We start from the raw sequence: 16992 nt of genomic DNA on the forward strand, positions 1-16992 counted from the left end.
CTCGCCGCCTTGGCGTGCCCCGGCTCCTCCTTGGTGCCGCGCTCGGAGCATTCGGTTCCCTTCTCTTGGGGGCCCTGGGCATGGCGACCACCGCTTGGGCATCGGACGAAACCACCGAGGTTACAGGCCTTGCCGCGGTGACTGATCCGCTCTCCGCAGAGGTGTCCGAAATGTCGCGCCTGGCCGCGCGACTGGTCCCGCACAACCAGCAGGGATCTCGGGCACCGGCGGACGAGGGGACGTCACCGGGGCTGGTGTCGGGTCTGGCGGCACCGGTGGGGTCGTTGGTGGATGAGCCGGTGGAATCCGTGCGCACCGCATTGCACGACGACGCGCGAACGAATCAGTCGAACGGCAAGTCCGTAGGAGACAGCGCCGCTGAAGTGGTGACACCGCTGCTGGGAACCCTGGCCGAGGGGACGGCCTCCATCACGGAGGGTCCCGATGACGCGGTGTCCGGTGTCTACAAGACTGTCGCGCCCGCGACCGACGAGGTCAAAGCGTTGGCGCGACTGGTGACCGATGGCCTTGTGCCGTTGAGCGACTCGACGCTTCCCGGGAGCGTCGGCGCCTTCGGACAAGGACAGCCGAGCTTCACCACACTTCAGCATGGCGACGGCTCCACCGAGGTGGCGGCGGCACTCCAAGGAGTGTCGAACGACCGGTCGGCCGCCGGCCTCGAGTGCGCTGCCGCCCCTGTGGGCGAGCAGCAGACGGATCCGAACGACGGATCGCAGCGCGTCCCGGACGCGGACGCCGGCAAGCCGTGGAACGCAACGCCGTGGAACGATCACGGCCCCACGCAGCCCGGCCTGAAGATCATCCCCGGTGGAGCCACTGGCTCGACCGCCGGTATCAGTGTGGACGGCGGTCAGTCCGCCGTCGAAGTCTCCTCGGCCACCCACGGCGAACAGGTGTCGTTCGCTCGAGCGGTGGTCGGGGAATTGGGGCGGCCAATGGACCGCGCCGCCGAGCTGTCCGTCGCCCCGGACTAGCGCCTCCGCGCGTCGGCGCGGGGAGTCCGCAGCGCACTCGAAGTGCTCTTCGATCCCACCGGTCGCATCGCCCGGGGCCACCGCCTCGGCGGTACCGGCGCGCCGGCGCGCGTCAGGCCCACACCGGCTGCCTTCACATGAAGTCCGGCCGAATCCAAAGGAAGACGTCCGAATGCTCGGGCGCACAACCAAGAAGGAAACGAAAAGCATCATGCGCAAGGTTCTTACCATCGCCGCAGCCGCCGCCGGAGTCGCCGCCTTCGGTGCTGCCGCCCCCGTCATGGCTCAGAACTCCGGCGTCAACGCCGGTGACATGAGCCTGGTCAACCTGGACGCTTCGAGCCTGGCCCACTGGCAGATCTGCGGCCAGAACGTTCTCGCCAACTCCTTCGGCCAGGTCTGCGACAACCGCGACCACATCGGCGAGGGCCCGCAGTCGCAGGTCAACGCCGGCGACAGCTCGCTGGTGAACGCCGACGCCTCGAGCGCGCTGCACTGGCAGATCTGCGGCCAGAACATCGTCGTGGCACCCTCGCTCGAGCAGCAGTGCCTCAACTACGACCACATCGACGCCCACGCTCAATAAGACCTGAAAGCGGGGCGGGTCTGGCCGCCCGCCCCGGTTTCGGACCGAACGAATCTCAGCAATCAACCGGGGGAACATCAATGCGCAAGTCCACATTCGTCATCGCCACGGTCGCCGGCCTCGCCGCGGCGTCCGCCGCCGCCGCTCCGGCGATGGCCCAGAACTCCGGCGTCAACGCCGGTGACCACAGCGTCCTGAACCTGGACGCTTCGAGCGCGCTGCACTGGCAGATCTGCGGGCAGAACATCTTCACCCAGTCGATCGGCCAGGTCTGCGACAACCGCGACCACATCGGCCACGGCCCGCAGTCGCAGGTCAACGCCGGCGACAGCTCGGTCGGCAACGTCGACCTTTCGGACCTGGCCCACTGGCAGATCTGCGGCCAGAACATCGGCGTCTCGCCGTCGCTCGACCAGCAGTGCCTCAACTACGACCACATGCCGGCCTGGGCACAGTAGCCACGTCCCGAGGGGCGGGCCGTCCGGCCCGCCTCTTCCGATCCAAGAACGGGGAATTTCAACATCATGCGTACAGCCATCACCACGGCGGCATTCGCCGCAGCGGGCATCGCGGCACTCGGCGCCGCCGCTCCGGCCATGGCCCAGAACTCCGGCGTCAACGCCGGTGACACGAGCCTGGTCAACCTGGACGCCTCGAGCCTGGCCCACTGGCAGATCTGCGGGCAGAACGTCTTCGCCCAGTCGATCGGCCAGGTCTGCGACAACCGCGACCACATCGGCGAGGGCCCGCAGTCGCAGGTCGACGCCGGCGACACCTCGCTGGTGAACGCCGACGCCTCGAGCGCGCTGCACTGGCAGATCTGCGGCCAGAACATCGCCGTCTCGCCGTCGCTCGAGCAGCAGTGCCTCAACTACGACCACATCGACAGCTGGGGCCACGAGGACGACGACCACGATCACGACCACGATCACGACTACGACGACGACGACCGGTCCAAGGGCCACGACCAGGGCGACTACTAAGCCGCACCGCCGAGGACCCGGCAAGGTTCCACAGCAAACCCGACGGTTAGGTCGAAAGAAGAGATGCGATACAAGACCATTGTCGCGGCCTCCGCCGCGGCCGCCGCCGCAGCGGCCATCCCGTGCGGGACGGCCGCGGCCTCGACACCGGACTGGTTGACCCTGGTCTCCCTGGAGACCGACCAAGCATCGATGCTGCCCGTGCTCTGCGGCGAGCAGCCCACGGGGACGTTCGTGGACCCGGCCTGCCAGGGCCTGTTCGGCACGGGGAACTACGACGCCGAGTCGTATGGCGTCGCCGTTCCCGATGCGCCGGAAGGCTACGAGGACCTTCCGGCAGTGGCCAACGTCGACCTGCGGAACGCCGCACGATGGGAAGTCTGCGGTGTCGCCGCGGCTTCGACCACCGAAGGCGTCGAATGTGAGAACGCGATCGCCGCCGAGGAGGAGCCCGTGGGCTCCGACAACGGCGTCGCGCTGCTGAACGCCGACGCCACCGGCGCGTTCAACTGGAGCGTCTGCGGCATCACGCTGTTCGGTGAGACGTCCTCGTTCAACTGCTGACCCGAGAGCACACCTGCATACCTGTTCATACCCAGCGGCCGGGCCCTCCTACAGGGGAGCCCGGCCGCCCCCTTGCCCGTCGTTACCGGCGCCAGCGCTCACCGGCCTGCAGCCGCACCTCGATCGCCTCGGCGCCCGGCACGGCCACCCACACCCGCGTCTGCGCCGTGGCCTCCAACTCCAGCTCGGCGACCTCGCCGCCGGCCCAGCGCAGCCGGCTCAGCGTCACCGCGCCCCGCGCCCGCAGCCCCGCGACCTCCCCGTCCGGCCAGGCGCTCGGCAGCGCCGGGAGCACCTCGATCAATGGCAGGCCGTCCTTGGCGCGGTGCGACTGCACCAGCATCTCGGCGATCGCCGCCGTGGTCCCGAAGTTCCCGTCGATCTGGAACGGCGGATGCGCGCACAGCAGCGACGAGTAGACCCCGCCGTCCGCGTACTCCGCATCGGACTTGCGGTGGCCGACCGGCGTGAGGAACTCCCCGAGCAGCGCATGCGCACGGTCCCCGTCACCGAGCCTGGCCCACAAAGCGGTCTTCCACGCCAGTGACCAGCCCGTCCCGGCGTCGCCGCGCGCTTCCAGACTCCGCCTCGCCGCGTCCATCAGTTCCGGTGACTCGGTGAACGACGAACCGGGATAGGCCCCGTACAGGTGCGAGACGTGCCGGTGGTGCGCCTCGGCCTCCTCGCGCTCGGCGGCCCACTCCAGGATGCGGCCGTCGGAGCCGATCGTGACCCCGGCCAGGCGCGGCAGCGCCCGCCTGACCTCGGTGACCACGGCGAGGCTCTCGCCGTGGACGGTCTCGGCGACGACGTCTGCGGCCTCGAGCACGAACTCGAACAGCTCGCGCACCAGCGTCGCGTCCATCGCCGTCGTCTCGTCGATCGCCGCATTGCCCTCGGGCGTGACGAACTCGTTCTCCGGGCTCGATGCCGGATTGGTGACGAGCGTGCCGTTCGAACCCTCGCTGAGCCGGTCGAGCGCAAACCGCGCCGCCCCCAGCACGACGCCGAGCCGGTCGGCGAGGAACTCCTCGTCGAGCGTGAACCGCCAGTGCTCGGCGATGTGCATGCACAGCCACAGCCCGGCCATCGGCCAGTTCTGCCAGCAGGCGCGCCCGTCGCACGGCGTGGTCAGCCGCCAGAAGTCGGTGTTGTGGTGGCAGCACCAGCCGCGGGCGTCATAGAGCCGCTCGGCCGTCTCCCGGCCGGTGCGCGCCAGGTCGTCGACGAGGTCGAACAGCGGCTCGTGGAACTCCGGCATACCGCACGTCTCGGCCGGCCAGTAGTTCATCTCGACATTGATGTTGGTCGTGTAGTCGCAGTTCCACGGCGGGGTGATCTCGTCGTTCCAGATCCCCTGAAGGTTCGCGGCCTGCGTGCCCGGCCGCGACGAGGCCGCCAGCAGGTACCGCCCGAACTGGAAGGCCAGCACCGCGAGCGCCTCGTCGCGCTCCCCGCCGGCGCTTCGGCGCAGCCGCTCGTCGGTGGTCGCCTCGGGGGCGTTGGCGCCGACGGCGAACCGCACGCGGTCCATGATCGCCCGGTGCTCGGCGACGTGGTCGTCGTAGACCGTCTTCCACCCGTTCGCCGCGGCGTGGCGCGACTCCCGCTGGACCTGCGGCAGCAGCTCGTTCGGGTCGGCGGCCGAGCGCATCGCCAGGAATACCACGGCCTCGCGGCAGCCGGTGAAGCGGAAGCCGCCGCCGCGCGGCGCCAGATCGCCGTCGCAGCGCAACTGCGCGTTCAGGCAGACGCCCAGGGTCCCGGATGGATCGGAGTAGTCCGCCTCGCCGCCCGCGACACTGCGCGGCGCGCGCCCGGTGAAGGTCAGCTCGTCGAAGTCGACGAGCGTCGAGCCGCCCTGGTGCGGCCATTCGAAGTCGAGTTCGAGGTCGAACGCCTCCTCCGCGCTCCACCGCAGCGCCAGCACGCCGAACCCGGCCGACGCCAGCGCCTCGCACCGCACCCGCCCGCGCGTGACGGTCGCGACGCCGTCGCGCAGATCGAGCTCGCGCCGTTCGCCTTCGCTCTCGTCGGAGTGGGTGACGCGCAGCGCCCCGGCGGGCTGATAGGCCTGCGTGCTCTCGCCCTGAAGCCGGGTGAGCAACTGGTCGGCAGCGTGCAGCTCGCCGCGCCGCACCGCCTCGGCGGCCTCGGCCGCGATACCCTCGACGCCCTCGGGGACGGCCCAACCGCCGGTCCCCGACCAGAATCCGTCCTCGTTGAGGGTGATCCGCTCGCCGACGAGCATCGCGCCGAGCCGGCCGTTCCCGATCGCGAGGCCCTCGTGCCAGACCTCCGACGCGCCATCGTAGGTCAGTTTCAAGTCATCCGACATGCATCTAGGATTTCACTGCGTGGCCGCCCGGTCGCACCGGGCGGCCCAGCCCGGATCGGCCGAACGGGTCGTTACGCAAAAGCAATGCAACCTCACGTGCCACACGCGCGTTGACCAATTGCCCACATCGAACCCGGCACGTTTGATCCCACGGCAGATCGATTACGGAGAACCGAAACGTGAAATTCAAGCAGCCCATCAAGAAGCTCGGAACGCTGGCCGCTGCAGGAGCGGCCGGCATCGCACTCGCCCTGACCGCGGCCGCGCCCGCGCAGGCACAGAGCACTACGACCGAGCACCTCAAGGAGACGCACAAGGGTCTGAGCGTCAACGAGGGCGACTGGGAGACCGGCAAGTGCGGCACGGGCGACCAGATCCCCGCTGACAAGCCCGACGACGCCGACGGCTGGGTGTTCATCCTGCCGAGCAGGTCCGGTGAGGCCTTCGTGTCGGTGACCGCCACCTTCGAGGACGGCGACGGCAACCGCTTCGACGTCGACGCCGAGATCATGTCGACCGCCAACGGCACGCAGTTCAAGCACGCCTATGTCGAGGCGCCCGCCGGTTCGATCCTCGTCGACGCCGTCGCCGAGGTGATCGGCGGCGACAAGGGCGACACCTTCCACGTCACGCACACCTGCGCCGGCGAGGTTCCGGACGACGGCTCGACCACCACGCCCCCGAGCGAGACTCCGTCCCCCAGTGACGACGTGACCTCCCCCGGCGGCGATGCCACCACCTCGGTTCCCGGCGATGCCTCCACCACGGTTCCCGGCGAGGAGTCGACGACCCCGGCCGGCGGCGTTCTGCCGACCACCGGCGCCCCGCTGACCATCGCCCTGGTCTCGGCCGCCGCGCTGGCCGCCGGCGGTGCCGTGCTGTTCCTCATGATGCGTCGTCGTCAGGCCGCGCAGGACTGGTAGCCGAGGGTCTCGCGAACCTCCGAGTCCGTTATCTAAACGTTATGCAACCGAGTGAAGCGCTCCCGCGTTTAGCAACTGTCTCAGGGACGAGATTCCCAGGACTACCGCCCGCTGCTTGACGGTGCGGTCCTTGTCGAGCCCCCGGAATCCTGCCACCGGGGGCTCGACCCTAGACGCCCCGGAACCTTCCCCCCTTGGTTCCGGGGCGTCATTCTCGTCTGATCCCGGCGCTCGCTCGCACTCCTTGCGCCTCACGGCGCCTCGCCAAGCGCCGCCGGACACGGTAAATTACCCGCAGGTTCAGCGCCGATCCCGTCCACGACCACTCCCGAGGTGCCAGCTGCCCGGCACCTTACCCAGGAGATGCCCAATGGCAACTGAAGAAACCGAAGAACAGGCGCGCCCGGAACGACCGGGCGCGTTCGACCGCTACTTCCGCCTCAGCGAGAACCGGACCTCCTGGCGGCGCGAAGTGCTCGCGGGCACCACCACATTCCTCGCGATGGCCTACATCCTGGCCGTCAACCCCGGCATCCTCAGCTTCGGGGTCGCCGACATCCTCGGCCCCGACGCCGCGCCCGACCCCGGCGCGATCTTCACGGCCACCGCGCTCGCCTCGGCGCTCGGCTGCCTCGTCATGGGCCTGTGGGCCCGCTACCCGATCGCCCTCGCGCCCGGCATGGGCCTCAACGCCTTCTTCGCGTTCAGCGTCGTCGTCGGCATGGGCATCCCCTGGCAGACCGCGCTCACCGGCACGCTCGTGTCGGGCGTGCTGTTCTTCATCCTCGCCGTGACCGGCGTGCGCGAGACGATCATCAACGCGATCCCGGCCCAGTTGAAGCTCGCCACCGGCGCGGGCATCGGCCTGTTCATCGCCTTCATCGGCCTCCAGGGCGCCGGCATCGTCGTCGCCGACGAGGCCACCCTCGTCGCCCTCGGCGACTTCACCTCAGGGCCGACCCTGCTGGCGCTGTTCGGCCTCGCCGCCACCGTCGTGTGCCTCGTCCTGGGCTGGAAGGGCGGCGTCTTCTACGGCATGCTCGCCACTCTCGTCCTCGGCCTGGCGACCGGCGTCATCGACTGGAACCTCGCCGAGTCGACCGCCCCGAACCTGAACGCGTTCGGCGCGGCCTTCACCGGTTTCGAGGACGCCTTCACCACGCAGATGGTCATCGTGGTCCTCACCATGCTGTTCGTCGACTTCTTCGATACCGCCGGCACGCTGTTCGCCGTCGCCGGACAGGCGGGGATGCTCCGGGACGGCAAACTGCCCCGCGCCGGCCGCGCGCTGGCGGCCGACTCGATCGCCACGATGGGCGGCGCGGTCCTGGGCACCTCCACCACCACCTCCTACATCGAGTCGACGGCGGGCGTGGCGACCGGCGGGCGCACCGGCCTGACCTCGGTGACGACCGCGGCGTGGTTCCTGGTCTCGCTCATCGCCTTCCCGATCTTCGGCCTGGTGGCGAACAACTCCGAGGTCACGGCCCCGGCGCTCATCATCGTCGGGGTGCTCATGGCGACGCAGCTCGGCGGCATCGAGTGGGACAGGCTCGAGTTCGCGATACCCGCGTTCATCACCGTCGTCGCCATGCCGCTGACGTACTCGATCGCCAACGGCATCGCGCTCGGCCTGCTGTTCTACCCGCTCACCATGGTCGCGAAGGGACGCTGGCGCGAGATCCACCCGATCGCGTACGCGCTGCTGATCGTCTTCCTCGGGTACTTCTTCTTCCTGAACGAGTAGACCGTGCGGAGCGTGGCGGCCCGCTCCTTCCCGAACGAGTGACCAGCGACGATGACGGCGGCCCGGCACCTCACAGGTGCCGGGCCGCCGTTCGTCCGCGCCTAGGCCGCGCGCCGGAGCGCCTCGGTGAGCTTGAGGCGCGAGCCGGTGTACAGCACGCTGCGCTTGTACAGCTGCGCGCCCATCGCGAGCGCGCCGACCGCGGCGAGGGCGAGCAGGCCGATCGACAGCGCGATCTCCCAGGCCGGGACCGTGGCGATCGCCATGCGGGTCGGCATCGCGATGGCCGAGAACGGCGGCACGATCGACAGCGCCTGCGCGAACGTGCTGGTCGGCGCGTTCAGCAGGAAGATCGCGCCGACGTAGCTGAGGGTCAGCGACATGATGAGCGGGGTCAGCACCGAGCCGGCGTCCTCCTGGCGGGAGACGAGCGAGCCGACGCCGCCGGCGAGGGTGCCGAAGAGCGCGAAGGCGATGAGCCACCAGCCGATCGACGAGAGCGCGGCCGAGGCCGTGCCTTCGGGCAGGTTGTCGAGCATTCCGGTGCCGGCCGCGACGCCGAGACCGACGGCGACGATGGCGACGAGGTTGACCAGTGAGATGACGCCGAGACCGATCACCTTGCCGCCCAAGAGCTGCCACGGCTTGAGGCTCGTCAGCAGGATCTCGACGATGCGGCTGGACTTCTCCTCGACGACGCCCATGGCGATGTACTGGACCGGCGTCATGAGCATCATGAACATGACGATGGAGATGATCAGGCCGGTGAAGTAGTCGAGCGTGCCGGTGACGCCGTCCTCGGACAGCGAGACCTCCTCGAGCGGCTCGGCCGCGAGCGCCTGCTGAATCTGCTCGGGCGAGAGCCCGGCATCGGAGAGTCTGGTCTGGACGGTCGCGGCCTGCCAGGCCGAGTCGAGCACGGCCTGGAGCTCGGCGTTGACGCCGTCCTCGCTGTAGAGCGTGCCGTCGGCGACGGCGGCCTCGACCTCGCCGTCGAGGACCGCGTCCTCGGCCTCCTCGGCGCTGCCGTACTCGGTGACCTCGTAGTCGCCGACGGCGTCGAGCTGCGCCGCCATGGCAGGGGCGTTCTCACCGGCCAGCCCGATCTCGGCGGGCTCGTCGTCGCCGCCGATGATCGTCGGCAGTGCGGCGAGGACGCCGACGATGACGACGGTGACGATGAGGCTGATGATGTTGGCCTTGGACAGGCCGCGGACGCGGATCTCCCGGCCGGCGACGAGCATCAGGCCGCGCATCCTGGACATCTCGGAGTTCGGGGCGCTCATTTCAACACGGCCTCTCGGAAGATCTCGGCGATGGTGGGCTGGTCGTAGGCGAAGTGCGTGACGCGGCCGGCGGCGGCGGCGATCCGCAGCACCTCCTGATCGTCGGCGTCCTCGACGAGGTAGTCGTCGCCGTCTCGGGTGACGGTGCCCGGCAGCGAGGCGGTCAGGTCCTCGGCGGTCTCGACGTGGACGCGCAGGTACCGGACCTCGCGGGCCTTGAGCTCTTCGACGGTCCCGGCGGCGATGATCCTGCCCGAACCGATGATGACGACCGAGTCGCACAGCCGCTCGATCAGGTCGAGCTGGTGGCTGGAGAAGATGACGGGGGCGCCTGCGGCGGCGCGCTCCTTGAGCGTGGTGCCCATGACGTCCACGGCGATCGGGTCGAGCCCGGAGAACGGCTCGTCGAGGATGAGCAGCTCGGGTTCGTGGACGAGCGAGACGGCGAGCTGGACGCGCTGCTGGTTGCCCGTCGAGAGGTCTTGGACGTTGTCTCCGGCGCGGTCGGTGAGGTTGAGCTGCTCGAGCAGTTCGCCGGTGGACCGCTTGGCGTCGGCGCGGCTCATGCCGTGCAGCTCACCGAAGTAGGCGACCTGGTCGGCGGTCTTCATCTTGGGGTAGAGGCCGCGTTCGGAGGGCATGTAGCCGAAGCGGCGGCGGTGTTCGGCTCCGAGCGGCGCGCCGTTGTAGGCGATCTCCCCGGAGTCGGGGGCGAGCACGCCCATTGCGATGCGCATGGTGGTGGTCTTGCCGGCGCCGTTGGCGCCGACGAAGCCCACCACCTCGCCCGGTTCGGCCGACAGCGACACCCCGTCGAGGGCGATCGTGTCGCCGAACCTCTTCTTGAGGTTCTTGATTTCGAGCATGCCTTCACACTAAAGTGGCGGGCCGTTCGCCACGTCCCCCGTCCGAAGGATTCACTGCACAGCGGCCTCCTCCCCGAGAAGTACTCGCCTCGGAGGCGCAGTGTCATGCGTACAGTGTCGCGGTGCGGTGGCACCGGTGCGGGGTCGGCGTCGTGCCTATCCGACGGCGTAGCGCTCGATCGCGGCCAGCTCGTCGTCGCTGAACTCGAGCCCGCCGACCGCGGCGACATTGTCCTCCAACTGAGCGACGCTGCTCGCGCCGATGATGAGGCTCGTCATGCGCTCGTCGCGCAGCGCCCAGGCCAGCGCCATCTGCGCCAGCGACTGGCCGCGTTCGGCGGCGATGGCGTTGAGGCCCTTGACGCGCTCCATGGTGGCGTCGTCGAGCGCGTCCTCGCCGAGGAACTGGCTGGTGCGCACCCGCGAGTCCGCGGGGATGCCGTCGAGGTAGCGGTTCGTCAAGAGGCCCTGGGCGAGCGGGCTGAACGCGATGCAGCCCGCGCCGACCTCCTCGAGCGCGTCGAGCAGGCCGTCGCGCTCGGTCCAGCGGTTGAACATCGAGTACGACGGCTGGTCGATGAGCAGCGGCGTGCCGAGCTCGCGCAACAGCGCCGCGGCGGCCCTGACCTGTTCGGCGTTGTAGTTCGAGACGCCGACGTACAGCGCCTTGCCCGAGCGCACGATCGCGTCGAGCGCGCCCATGGTCTCCTCCAGCGGCGTGTCGGGGTCGGGCCGGTGGTGGTAGAAGATGTCGACGTAGTCCAGGCCCATCCGCGCCAGCGACTGGTCGAGTGAGGCGATGAGGTACTTGCGCGAGCCGAAGTCGCCGTACGGGCCCGGCCACATCCTGTAGCCGGCCTTCGAGGAGATCACCAGCTCGTCGCGGTACGGCCGGAAGTCCGCGGACAGGTGCCGGCCGAAGTGCTCCTCGGCGGAGCCGGCGGGCGGCCCGTAATTGTTGGCCAGGTCGAAGTGCGTCACGCCGAGGTCGAAGGCGCGGCGCAGGATGTCGCGCTGCGTCTCGTGCGGCCGGGTGTCACCGAAGTTGTGCCACAGGCCGAGCGAGATGGCGGGCAGCTTGAGGCCGCCGCGCCCGCTGCGGCGGTACGGCATGGATTCGTATCGGGCGTCCGAGGGAGCGAAAGTCACGCCGTGAGCCTATGCCACCGTGACGGTTGCGCACCAGTGAGCGCTAGGCATGCGGGTCGGACTGATGGCCCGGGCCCCCTGTGCATGGTGCGTGGGGATCGAACTCGTGGCCCAGGCCCTGTCAGGCGTGCGGGTCGAACTTGTAGCCCAGGCCCCGGACCGTCACCAGGTGCCGCGGCTTGCCCGGCTCGGGCTCGATCTTGGAGCGCAGGCGCTTGACGTGCACGTCGAGGGTCTTGGTGTCGCCGACGTAGTTGGCGCCCCAGACGCGGTCGATGAGCTGGCCGCGGGTGAGGACCCGCCCGGCGTTGCGCAGGAGCATCTCCAGCAGCTCGAACTCCTTGAGCGGCAGTTGCACGTCGTCGCCGCCGACCGAGACGGTGTGGCGGTCGACGTCCATGCGCACCGGCCCGGCCTCCAGGACCGTGACGATCGGGTCGTCGGGCTCGGCCGAGCGGCGCAGGACCGCGCGGATGCGGGCCACCAGCTCGCGCGAGGAGTACGGCTTGGTGATGTAGTCGTCCGCTCCCAGCTCCAGACCCACCACCTTGTCCACCTCGGAATCGCGGGCGGTGACCATGATGATCGGGACGTTCGAGTTCGCCCGCAGCTCGCGGCACACTTCGGTGCCGGACTTCTCCGGCAGCATGAGGTCGAGCAGGACCACGTCGGCGCCGGTGCGCTCGTACTCCTTGATGGCGGCGTCGCCGTCGGCGGCGACGGACACCTCGAAGCCCTCCTTGCGGAGCATGTAGGACAGGGCGTCGGAGAACGATTCCTCGTCTTCAACTACGAGCACGCGGGTCACGGGTCAACCTTCCCTAGCAAACATTGTCTGATCTGTCGATTTCATCCGAGCCCGGTGCCTTGACGTCGGCCGGAAGGGAACGAGCAGGCAACATCAAGGTAAACATTGAACCAGATTCAGGCATGCTGGACACCTCGACACGACCACCGTGATTCACCGCGACGTGTTTGACAATGGCCAATCCGAGGCCCGTGCCGCCGGTGGCCCTGGAGCGCGCCGCGTCGACCCGGTAGAACCGCTCGAAGATCCGGTCCAGTTCCTCTGGGGGAATGCCGATTCCCTCGTCGCGCACCCCGATGCACACGGTCTGCGACTTGGCCACCGAACCGCTCGGACGGCACAGCGAGGTGGTCACCTCGACGTTGGTCTCCTCAGGTGAATACGCGATGGCGTTGTCCACGAGATTCTTCATCGCCATCACCAGCTGCGACTCCGAGCCGAGCACCTCGAGCCCGCAGACGCCGTTCACCTTGAGCTCGATGCCCTTCTTCTCGGCCGCGATCCGTGTCTGGTCGAACGCCTCGGCGACGATCCGGTCGACCGACACCGGCTCGGGATCGGGCAGCTTCTCGGCGCCCTGGAGGCGCGAGAGCTCCAACAGATCGCTGATGAGATGGCTCATGCGCGCCGACTCGGCCTGGATGCGGTCGGCGAAGCGGGCCGCCGCGTCGGGATCCTCCGAGGCGTCCTTGAGCGCCTCCGAGAGGATCTGCATCGCCCCGACCGGCGTCTTCAGCTCGTGGCTGATGTTCGCCACGAAGTCGCGCCGCACCCGCTCGACGCGGTGCAGCTCGGAGATGTCCTGGAGCTCGACCACGGCCATGCCCTCGGCGAGCGGGGTGATGCGCGCGCGCACCGCCGACGGCTCGCCCATGCCCGGTGAGGGGACGTCCAGCTCGGCGTCCCGGAATCGGCCCGAGCGCCTCGCCTGCGCCAGCAGCGCCCGCAGCGTCAGCGAGGTGATCTCGACGTCGTCGACCAGGCCCACGTCGCGCGCGGCGCTGTTGGCGTACAGGACGCGGTTGGTCTCGTCGACCAGGCACACGCCGGTGCGCAGCAGGTCGATGGCCGCGGCCCACGGCCGGCGGTCCCTCGACACGCTCGCGCCCGAGCGGCGCGGACCTGCCGCCCTGCGGATCTTCGAGAGCGCGAACGCGGTCGAAGCGGCGCCGAACGCGACGCCGGCGGCGAGGCCCGCCAGCGCTCCGCCGGCGGTCCTGCGCGGCTTCGGGGGCCGTGGATTCGAATCATGGTGCGGCACGTTTCCAGCTTATCCACTCGCAGGGCCGTTCCGGTCCGTTGACGACGCCGGCCCGACGCTGGGCGCCGGGCCGGTCGTGCATGTCACCTTCCGTTCACCCTCCTCGAAGGGAAACGGCGGGTTACTGCTTCTTCCCCTGGGCGGCGACGGCCGCGGCGGCCGCGGCGGCCGCCTCCGGGTCGAGGTACTCGCCGCCGGCGACGAGCGGCTTGAGCGTCTCGTCGTCGAGCTCGTAGCGCAGCGGCATGCCGGTGGGGATGTTCAGGCCGACGATGTCCTCGTCCGAGACCCCGTCGAGGTGCTTGACCAGCGCGCGCAGCGAGTTGCCGTGGGCGGCGACGAGCACGGTCTTTCCGGCCCTGAGATCCGGCACGATCCCGTCGTACCAGTACGGGAGCATGCGCTCGAGCACGTCCTTGAGGCACTCGGTCTGCGGCAGGATCTCCGGGGCCAGGTCCGCGTAACGCGGGTCGCCGAACTGCGAGAACTCCGAGTCGGCATCGATCGGCGGCGGCGGGGTGTCGTAGGAGCGGCGCCAGGTCATGAACTGCTCCTCGCCGAACTCGGCGCGGACCTCGGCCTTGTTCTTGCCCTGGAGGGCGCCGTAGTGGCGCTCGTTGAGCCGCCAGTGGCGCTTGACGGGAATCCAGGAGCGGGCGGCCTCGTTGAGCGCCAGCTCGGCGGAGTTGATGGCGCGGCGCAGCACCGAGGTGTGGACGACGTCGGGGAGCAGGTCGGCCTCGGCCAGCAGCCGCCCGCCGCGGCGGGCCTCGTCCTCGCCGACCGCGGTCAGCTTGACGTCGACCCAGCCGGTGAACAGGTTCTTGGCGTTCCATTCGCTTTCGCCGTGGCGAAGCAGCACGAGAGTAGCGGTCATGCCCCTATCCTGCCGCGCCGCCGCAGGCGGCGCCGCCCCCTCGCCCACGCGATGTGTCCGGCGTCGCTCTGAGCGACGAATCGCAGGTGAAGGGTTAGCGCGAGAGGAAACGGGTAAAACTCTCAAAAGACGATTATGGACGATCGGCACCCGGTCGGTCGCTTCCCCCGCACGCATGGCCTGAGGAGACGACAATGGTCTTGCACCGAACCCGCTATTACCCGCTCGCCGTCCGGATCATCACCGGGATCCTCGCCGCCATCGCGGTGATCATCCTGTTCTATCTGGTCCTGATCCTGCTCGAGGCCAACCCGGCCAACCCGCTGGTGGACTTCATCGGAGCGGTCGCCGACTGGTTCGCATGGTTGTTCCACGACATGTTCACCGTGGAGAACCCCAAGATCCAGGCGCTGATCAACTACGGCCTCGCCGCGCTGGCCTACCTGCTCCTGGGCGGGTTCATCCACGCGCTGGGCCGCCGCACCGTCGACTAGACCCGCCGACGAGCATCGAGAGCCGCGCGTTCACTCGCGCGGCTTCAGGTGTTGGAAGGCCTCAAGGTTCTTGGTGGACTCACCGCGGGCGAGGCGCCAGCGCCATTCCTTTCTGATGGAGTCGGCGAAGCCGAGTTCGAGGATGGCGTTGAATGATTCGTCGGCGGCCTCGAGGACCGCGCCGAGGACCCGGTCGAGCTCCTCGGCGTCGATCGAGGCGAGTGGCAGCCGCCCGACCAGGTGAATATCGCCCACCTCGTCGATCGCGAACGCGACGGCGTACAGCCTGCCGTTGCGGCGCAGCAGCTCGGCCCAGACCCCCTCGTGGTTCTCTTCGGGCCTGCGTGCGATGAACGCCTCCACACGCAGAGCGTGGTCCTCCACGACCAGCGAGCACGGGATCGCGAGTTTGCGCTGGCCCGGCAGCGCCAGCGCCACCGAGCGCGGGCCCTCGACCCGATACTCCAGGCCGGTCTCGTCCAGGGCGGCCTTCAGTTGCTCCATCACGGTCTCAGCCTAGGGGCAATACATCTAGTTGGCGGCGCGCAGGCGCGAGCGCATGCGCATCTCGGCGGCCCGGAAGTAGGCCGCGCGGATGCCGGCCGCCGTGTTGCCCCATGAGAACGCGGCCGCGTGCGGACGCGTGCCGGCGGCGAGGCTCGCGCGCAGGCCGTCATCGCCCAGGATCTTCTTGAGCACCCCGGCCCAGTCGTCGGGCGAGTGGCTGCCGACGAGCAGGCCCGACTTCCCTTCGGCCACCGCGGTCGGCAGCCCGCCGACGCGTGCGGCCAGGACCGGCGTGCCGCTCGCCTGCGCCTCGAGGGCCACCAGCCCGAACGACTCGTTGTAGCTCGGCACGGCCACCACGTCGGCGGCCCGGTAGACCTGCGCGAGGGCCTCGCCCGAGCGCGGAGTCCGCCACTGCACCTGCTCGCCCAGGCCCAGCTCCCAGGCGAGTTTCGGCAGCCAGTAGAGGTCGGTGTTCGACGGGCCGCCGACGAACACCGGGACGATCCGATCGGCCAGCTCGGGGTCGGTCCGGCGCAGCCGCGCGATGCCTCGCAGCAGCACGTCGGGGGCTTTGGCCGGCTGGATGCGGCCGACGAACGCCACCACGAGGGCGTTCCGCGGCAGGTTCAGCGCCTGCCGCGCGGCGTCGGTGTCGCCGGGGGAGAAGACGTCCAGGTCCACGCCCGGATGCACGACGTCGACGCGGCGCGTGTCGGCCTGGTAGTAGTCGCGCAGCTCGGTGGCCTCGGCCATGGTGTTGGCGATCATGAGGTCGGCCTCGGAGGCGACCTGCTCCTCGCCGATGACGCGGGTGTGCGGCTCGGGCTTGTCGCCGTCGGCGAGTTGCGCGTTCTTCACTTTCGCGAGCGTGTGGAACGTCTGCACCAGCGGCACGCCCCACCGCTCGGAGGCGACCCACGCGGCCTGGCCGGAGAGCCAGTAGTGGGCGTGGATGAGGTCGTAGTGGCCGGCCGGGTTGCGTGCCTCCGCTCGGAGCAGTCCGTTCGTGAAGGCGCACAGCTGCGTCGGCAGGTCGTTCTTCGACAGGCCCTCGAACGGGCCGGCCGGGAGGTGGTGGACGAGCACTCCGGGCGCCGCCTCGGCGGTGGGCGGCTCCTCGGAGCTGGTGGCGCGCGTGAAGATCTCGACCTCGATCCCGGCGCGGGCGAGTTCGCGCGCGGTGTTGAGGACGTAGACGTTCATCCCTCCGGCGTCGCCGGTCCCCGGCTGGGCGAGCGGGGAGGTGTGGACCGAGACCATGGCGACGCGTGTGACGCGAGGCTTTCGGCACCGGGCCCGGAATGCCGGGGTTCGCCTGTTCTTCAATGGCTCGTCCTCTCTGCGGGTCGCTCTCTCGCACAACGCGCAAAACCCTCGTAATCCTTCCGTCGGTGGTACCCGAGCGGCAACCGCCATCCCCCCGTTAGTGACCAAGCCGTCAGTGACACCAGGGCGGCTGGAACGGTCACAGCAAGTGACGACAAGCCAGAAATTTGTTCGCGACACGGGCTGGAATGTGCCTCAAATCCGGGCAAGTCGTCCATGATGGGGATACTTGTCATCACGAGGGGGGAGACAACACTATGAGCACGGCTACCGTGCCAG

Annotated in this window: 17 protein-coding genes; 8 read left to right on the forward strand and 9 right to left on the reverse strand. The window is 69.4% G+C overall.

The window, feature by feature from the left end; all coding sequences use genetic code 11:
- Positions 1-80: 80 nt before the first annotated feature.
- The 5 genes from ACYVK3_RS07055 to ACYVK3_RS07075 all read left to right on the forward strand — a co-directional run bounded on the left by ACYVK3_RS07055 (position 81) and on the right by ACYVK3_RS07075 (position 3128).
- A complete protein-coding gene (locus tag ACYVK3_RS07055; RefSeq protein WP_460496574.1) occupies positions 81-995 on the forward strand; it encodes a hypothetical protein in 915 nt (304 codons plus the stop codon).
- Positions 996-1206: 211 nt separating this feature from the next.
- Positions 1207-1581, forward strand: a complete 375-nt coding sequence (locus ACYVK3_RS07060; protein WP_460496575.1) for a hypothetical protein — start codon at positions 1207-1209, stop codon at positions 1579-1581.
- 80 nt (positions 1582-1661) lie between these two features.
- Positions 1662-2039 carry a hypothetical protein gene (locus ACYVK3_RS07065; protein WP_460496576.1) on the forward strand — a complete coding sequence of 126 codons (378 nt, stop codon included), beginning with the start codon at positions 1662-1664 and terminating at the stop codon, positions 2037-2039.
- A gap of 66 nt (positions 2040-2105) precedes the next feature.
- On the forward strand, positions 2106-2564 hold the full coding sequence (locus tag ACYVK3_RS07070; protein WP_460496577.1) for a hypothetical protein: 459 nt from the start codon (positions 2106-2108) through the stop codon (positions 2562-2564).
- A gap of 63 nt (positions 2565-2627) precedes the next feature.
- Complete coding sequence (locus tag ACYVK3_RS07075) at positions 2628-3128, forward strand: hypothetical protein (RefSeq protein ID WP_460496578.1); 501 nt, start codon at positions 2628-2630, stop codon at positions 3126-3128.
- 82 nt (positions 3129-3210) lie between these two features.
- Here ACYVK3_RS07075 and ACYVK3_RS07080 read toward each other — a convergent pair whose 3' ends face one another.
- Complete coding sequence (locus ACYVK3_RS07080) at positions 3211-5466, reverse strand: glycosyl hydrolase family 95 catalytic domain-containing protein (protein ID WP_460496579.1); 2256 nt, start codon at positions 5464-5466, stop codon at positions 3211-3213.
- Positions 5467-5645: 179 nt separating this feature from the next.
- Between ACYVK3_RS07080 and ACYVK3_RS07085 the strand changes: the two genes are divergently transcribed.
- Both ACYVK3_RS07085 and ACYVK3_RS07090 read left to right on the forward strand, forming a co-directional pair.
- The gene (locus tag ACYVK3_RS07085; RefSeq protein WP_460496580.1) at positions 5646-6389 is read left to right on the forward strand and encodes a hypothetical protein; all 744 of its coding nucleotides are present in this window, start codon (positions 5646-5648) and stop codon (positions 6387-6389) included.
- A 370-nt stretch (positions 6390-6759) separates the two neighbouring features.
- A complete protein-coding gene (locus tag ACYVK3_RS07090; protein ID WP_460496581.1) occupies positions 6760-8136 on the forward strand; it encodes an NCS2 family permease in 1377 nt (458 codons plus the stop codon).
- A 101-nt stretch (positions 8137-8237) separates the two neighbouring features.
- Here the strand turns inward: ACYVK3_RS07090 and ACYVK3_RS07095 are convergent, their stop codons facing one another.
- The 6 genes from ACYVK3_RS07095 to ACYVK3_RS07120 all read right to left on the reverse strand — a co-directional run bounded on the left by ACYVK3_RS07095 (position 8238) and on the right by ACYVK3_RS07120 (position 14383).
- Positions 8238-9422 (reverse strand): ABC transporter permease, encoded by a 1185-nt coding sequence (locus ACYVK3_RS07095; protein ID WP_460496582.1) that lies wholly within the window; start codon positions 9420-9422, stop codon positions 8238-8240.
- Positions 9419-10288, reverse strand: coding sequence for an ABC transporter ATP-binding protein (locus tag ACYVK3_RS07100; protein WP_460496583.1), 870 nt, complete (start codon positions 10286-10288; stop codon positions 9419-9421). Before ACYVK3_RS07100 ends, ACYVK3_RS07095 begins: the two co-directional genes overlap by 4 nt.
- A 156-nt stretch (positions 10289-10444) precedes the next feature.
- Complete coding sequence (mgrA, locus tag ACYVK3_RS07105) at positions 10445-11437, reverse strand: aldo-keto reductase family protein (RefSeq protein WP_460496584.1); 993 nt, start codon at positions 11435-11437, stop codon at positions 10445-10447.
- A gap of 121 nt (positions 11438-11558) precedes the next feature.
- On the reverse strand, positions 11559-12245 hold the full coding sequence (locus tag ACYVK3_RS07110) for a response regulator (RefSeq protein WP_460496585.1): 687 nt from the start codon (positions 12243-12245) through the stop codon (positions 11559-11561).
- Between the two features lie 13 nt (positions 12246-12258).
- On the reverse strand, positions 12259-13506 hold the full coding sequence (locus ACYVK3_RS07115) for a sensor histidine kinase (protein WP_460496586.1): 1248 nt from the start codon (positions 13504-13506) through the stop codon (positions 12259-12261).
- 121 nt (positions 13507-13627) lie between these two features.
- Positions 13628-14383 (reverse strand): 2,3-diphosphoglycerate-dependent phosphoglycerate mutase, encoded by a 756-nt coding sequence (locus ACYVK3_RS07120; protein WP_460496587.1) that lies wholly within the window; start codon positions 14381-14383, stop codon positions 13628-13630.
- Between the two features lie 194 nt (positions 14384-14577).
- On the opposite strand from ACYVK3_RS07120, the gene ACYVK3_RS07125 reads away from it, so the two are divergent.
- Positions 14578-14877, forward strand: a complete 300-nt coding sequence (locus ACYVK3_RS07125; RefSeq protein WP_460496588.1) for a hypothetical protein — start codon at positions 14578-14580, stop codon at positions 14875-14877.
- 30 nt (positions 14878-14907) lie between these two features.
- Here the strand turns inward: ACYVK3_RS07125 and ACYVK3_RS07130 are convergent, their stop codons facing one another.
- Positions 14908-15381, reverse strand: a complete 474-nt coding sequence (locus ACYVK3_RS07130) for a type III secretion system chaperone family protein (RefSeq protein ID WP_460496976.1) — start codon at positions 15379-15381, stop codon at positions 14908-14910.
- 27 nt (positions 15382-15408) lie between these two features.
- A complete protein-coding gene (gene mshA, locus ACYVK3_RS07135) occupies positions 15409-16647 on the reverse strand; it encodes a D-inositol-3-phosphate glycosyltransferase (RefSeq protein WP_460496589.1) in 1239 nt (412 codons plus the stop codon).
- Between the last annotated feature and the right edge of the window lie 345 nt (positions 16648-16992).

Source organism: Glycomyces tarimensis (assembly GCF_054776215.1).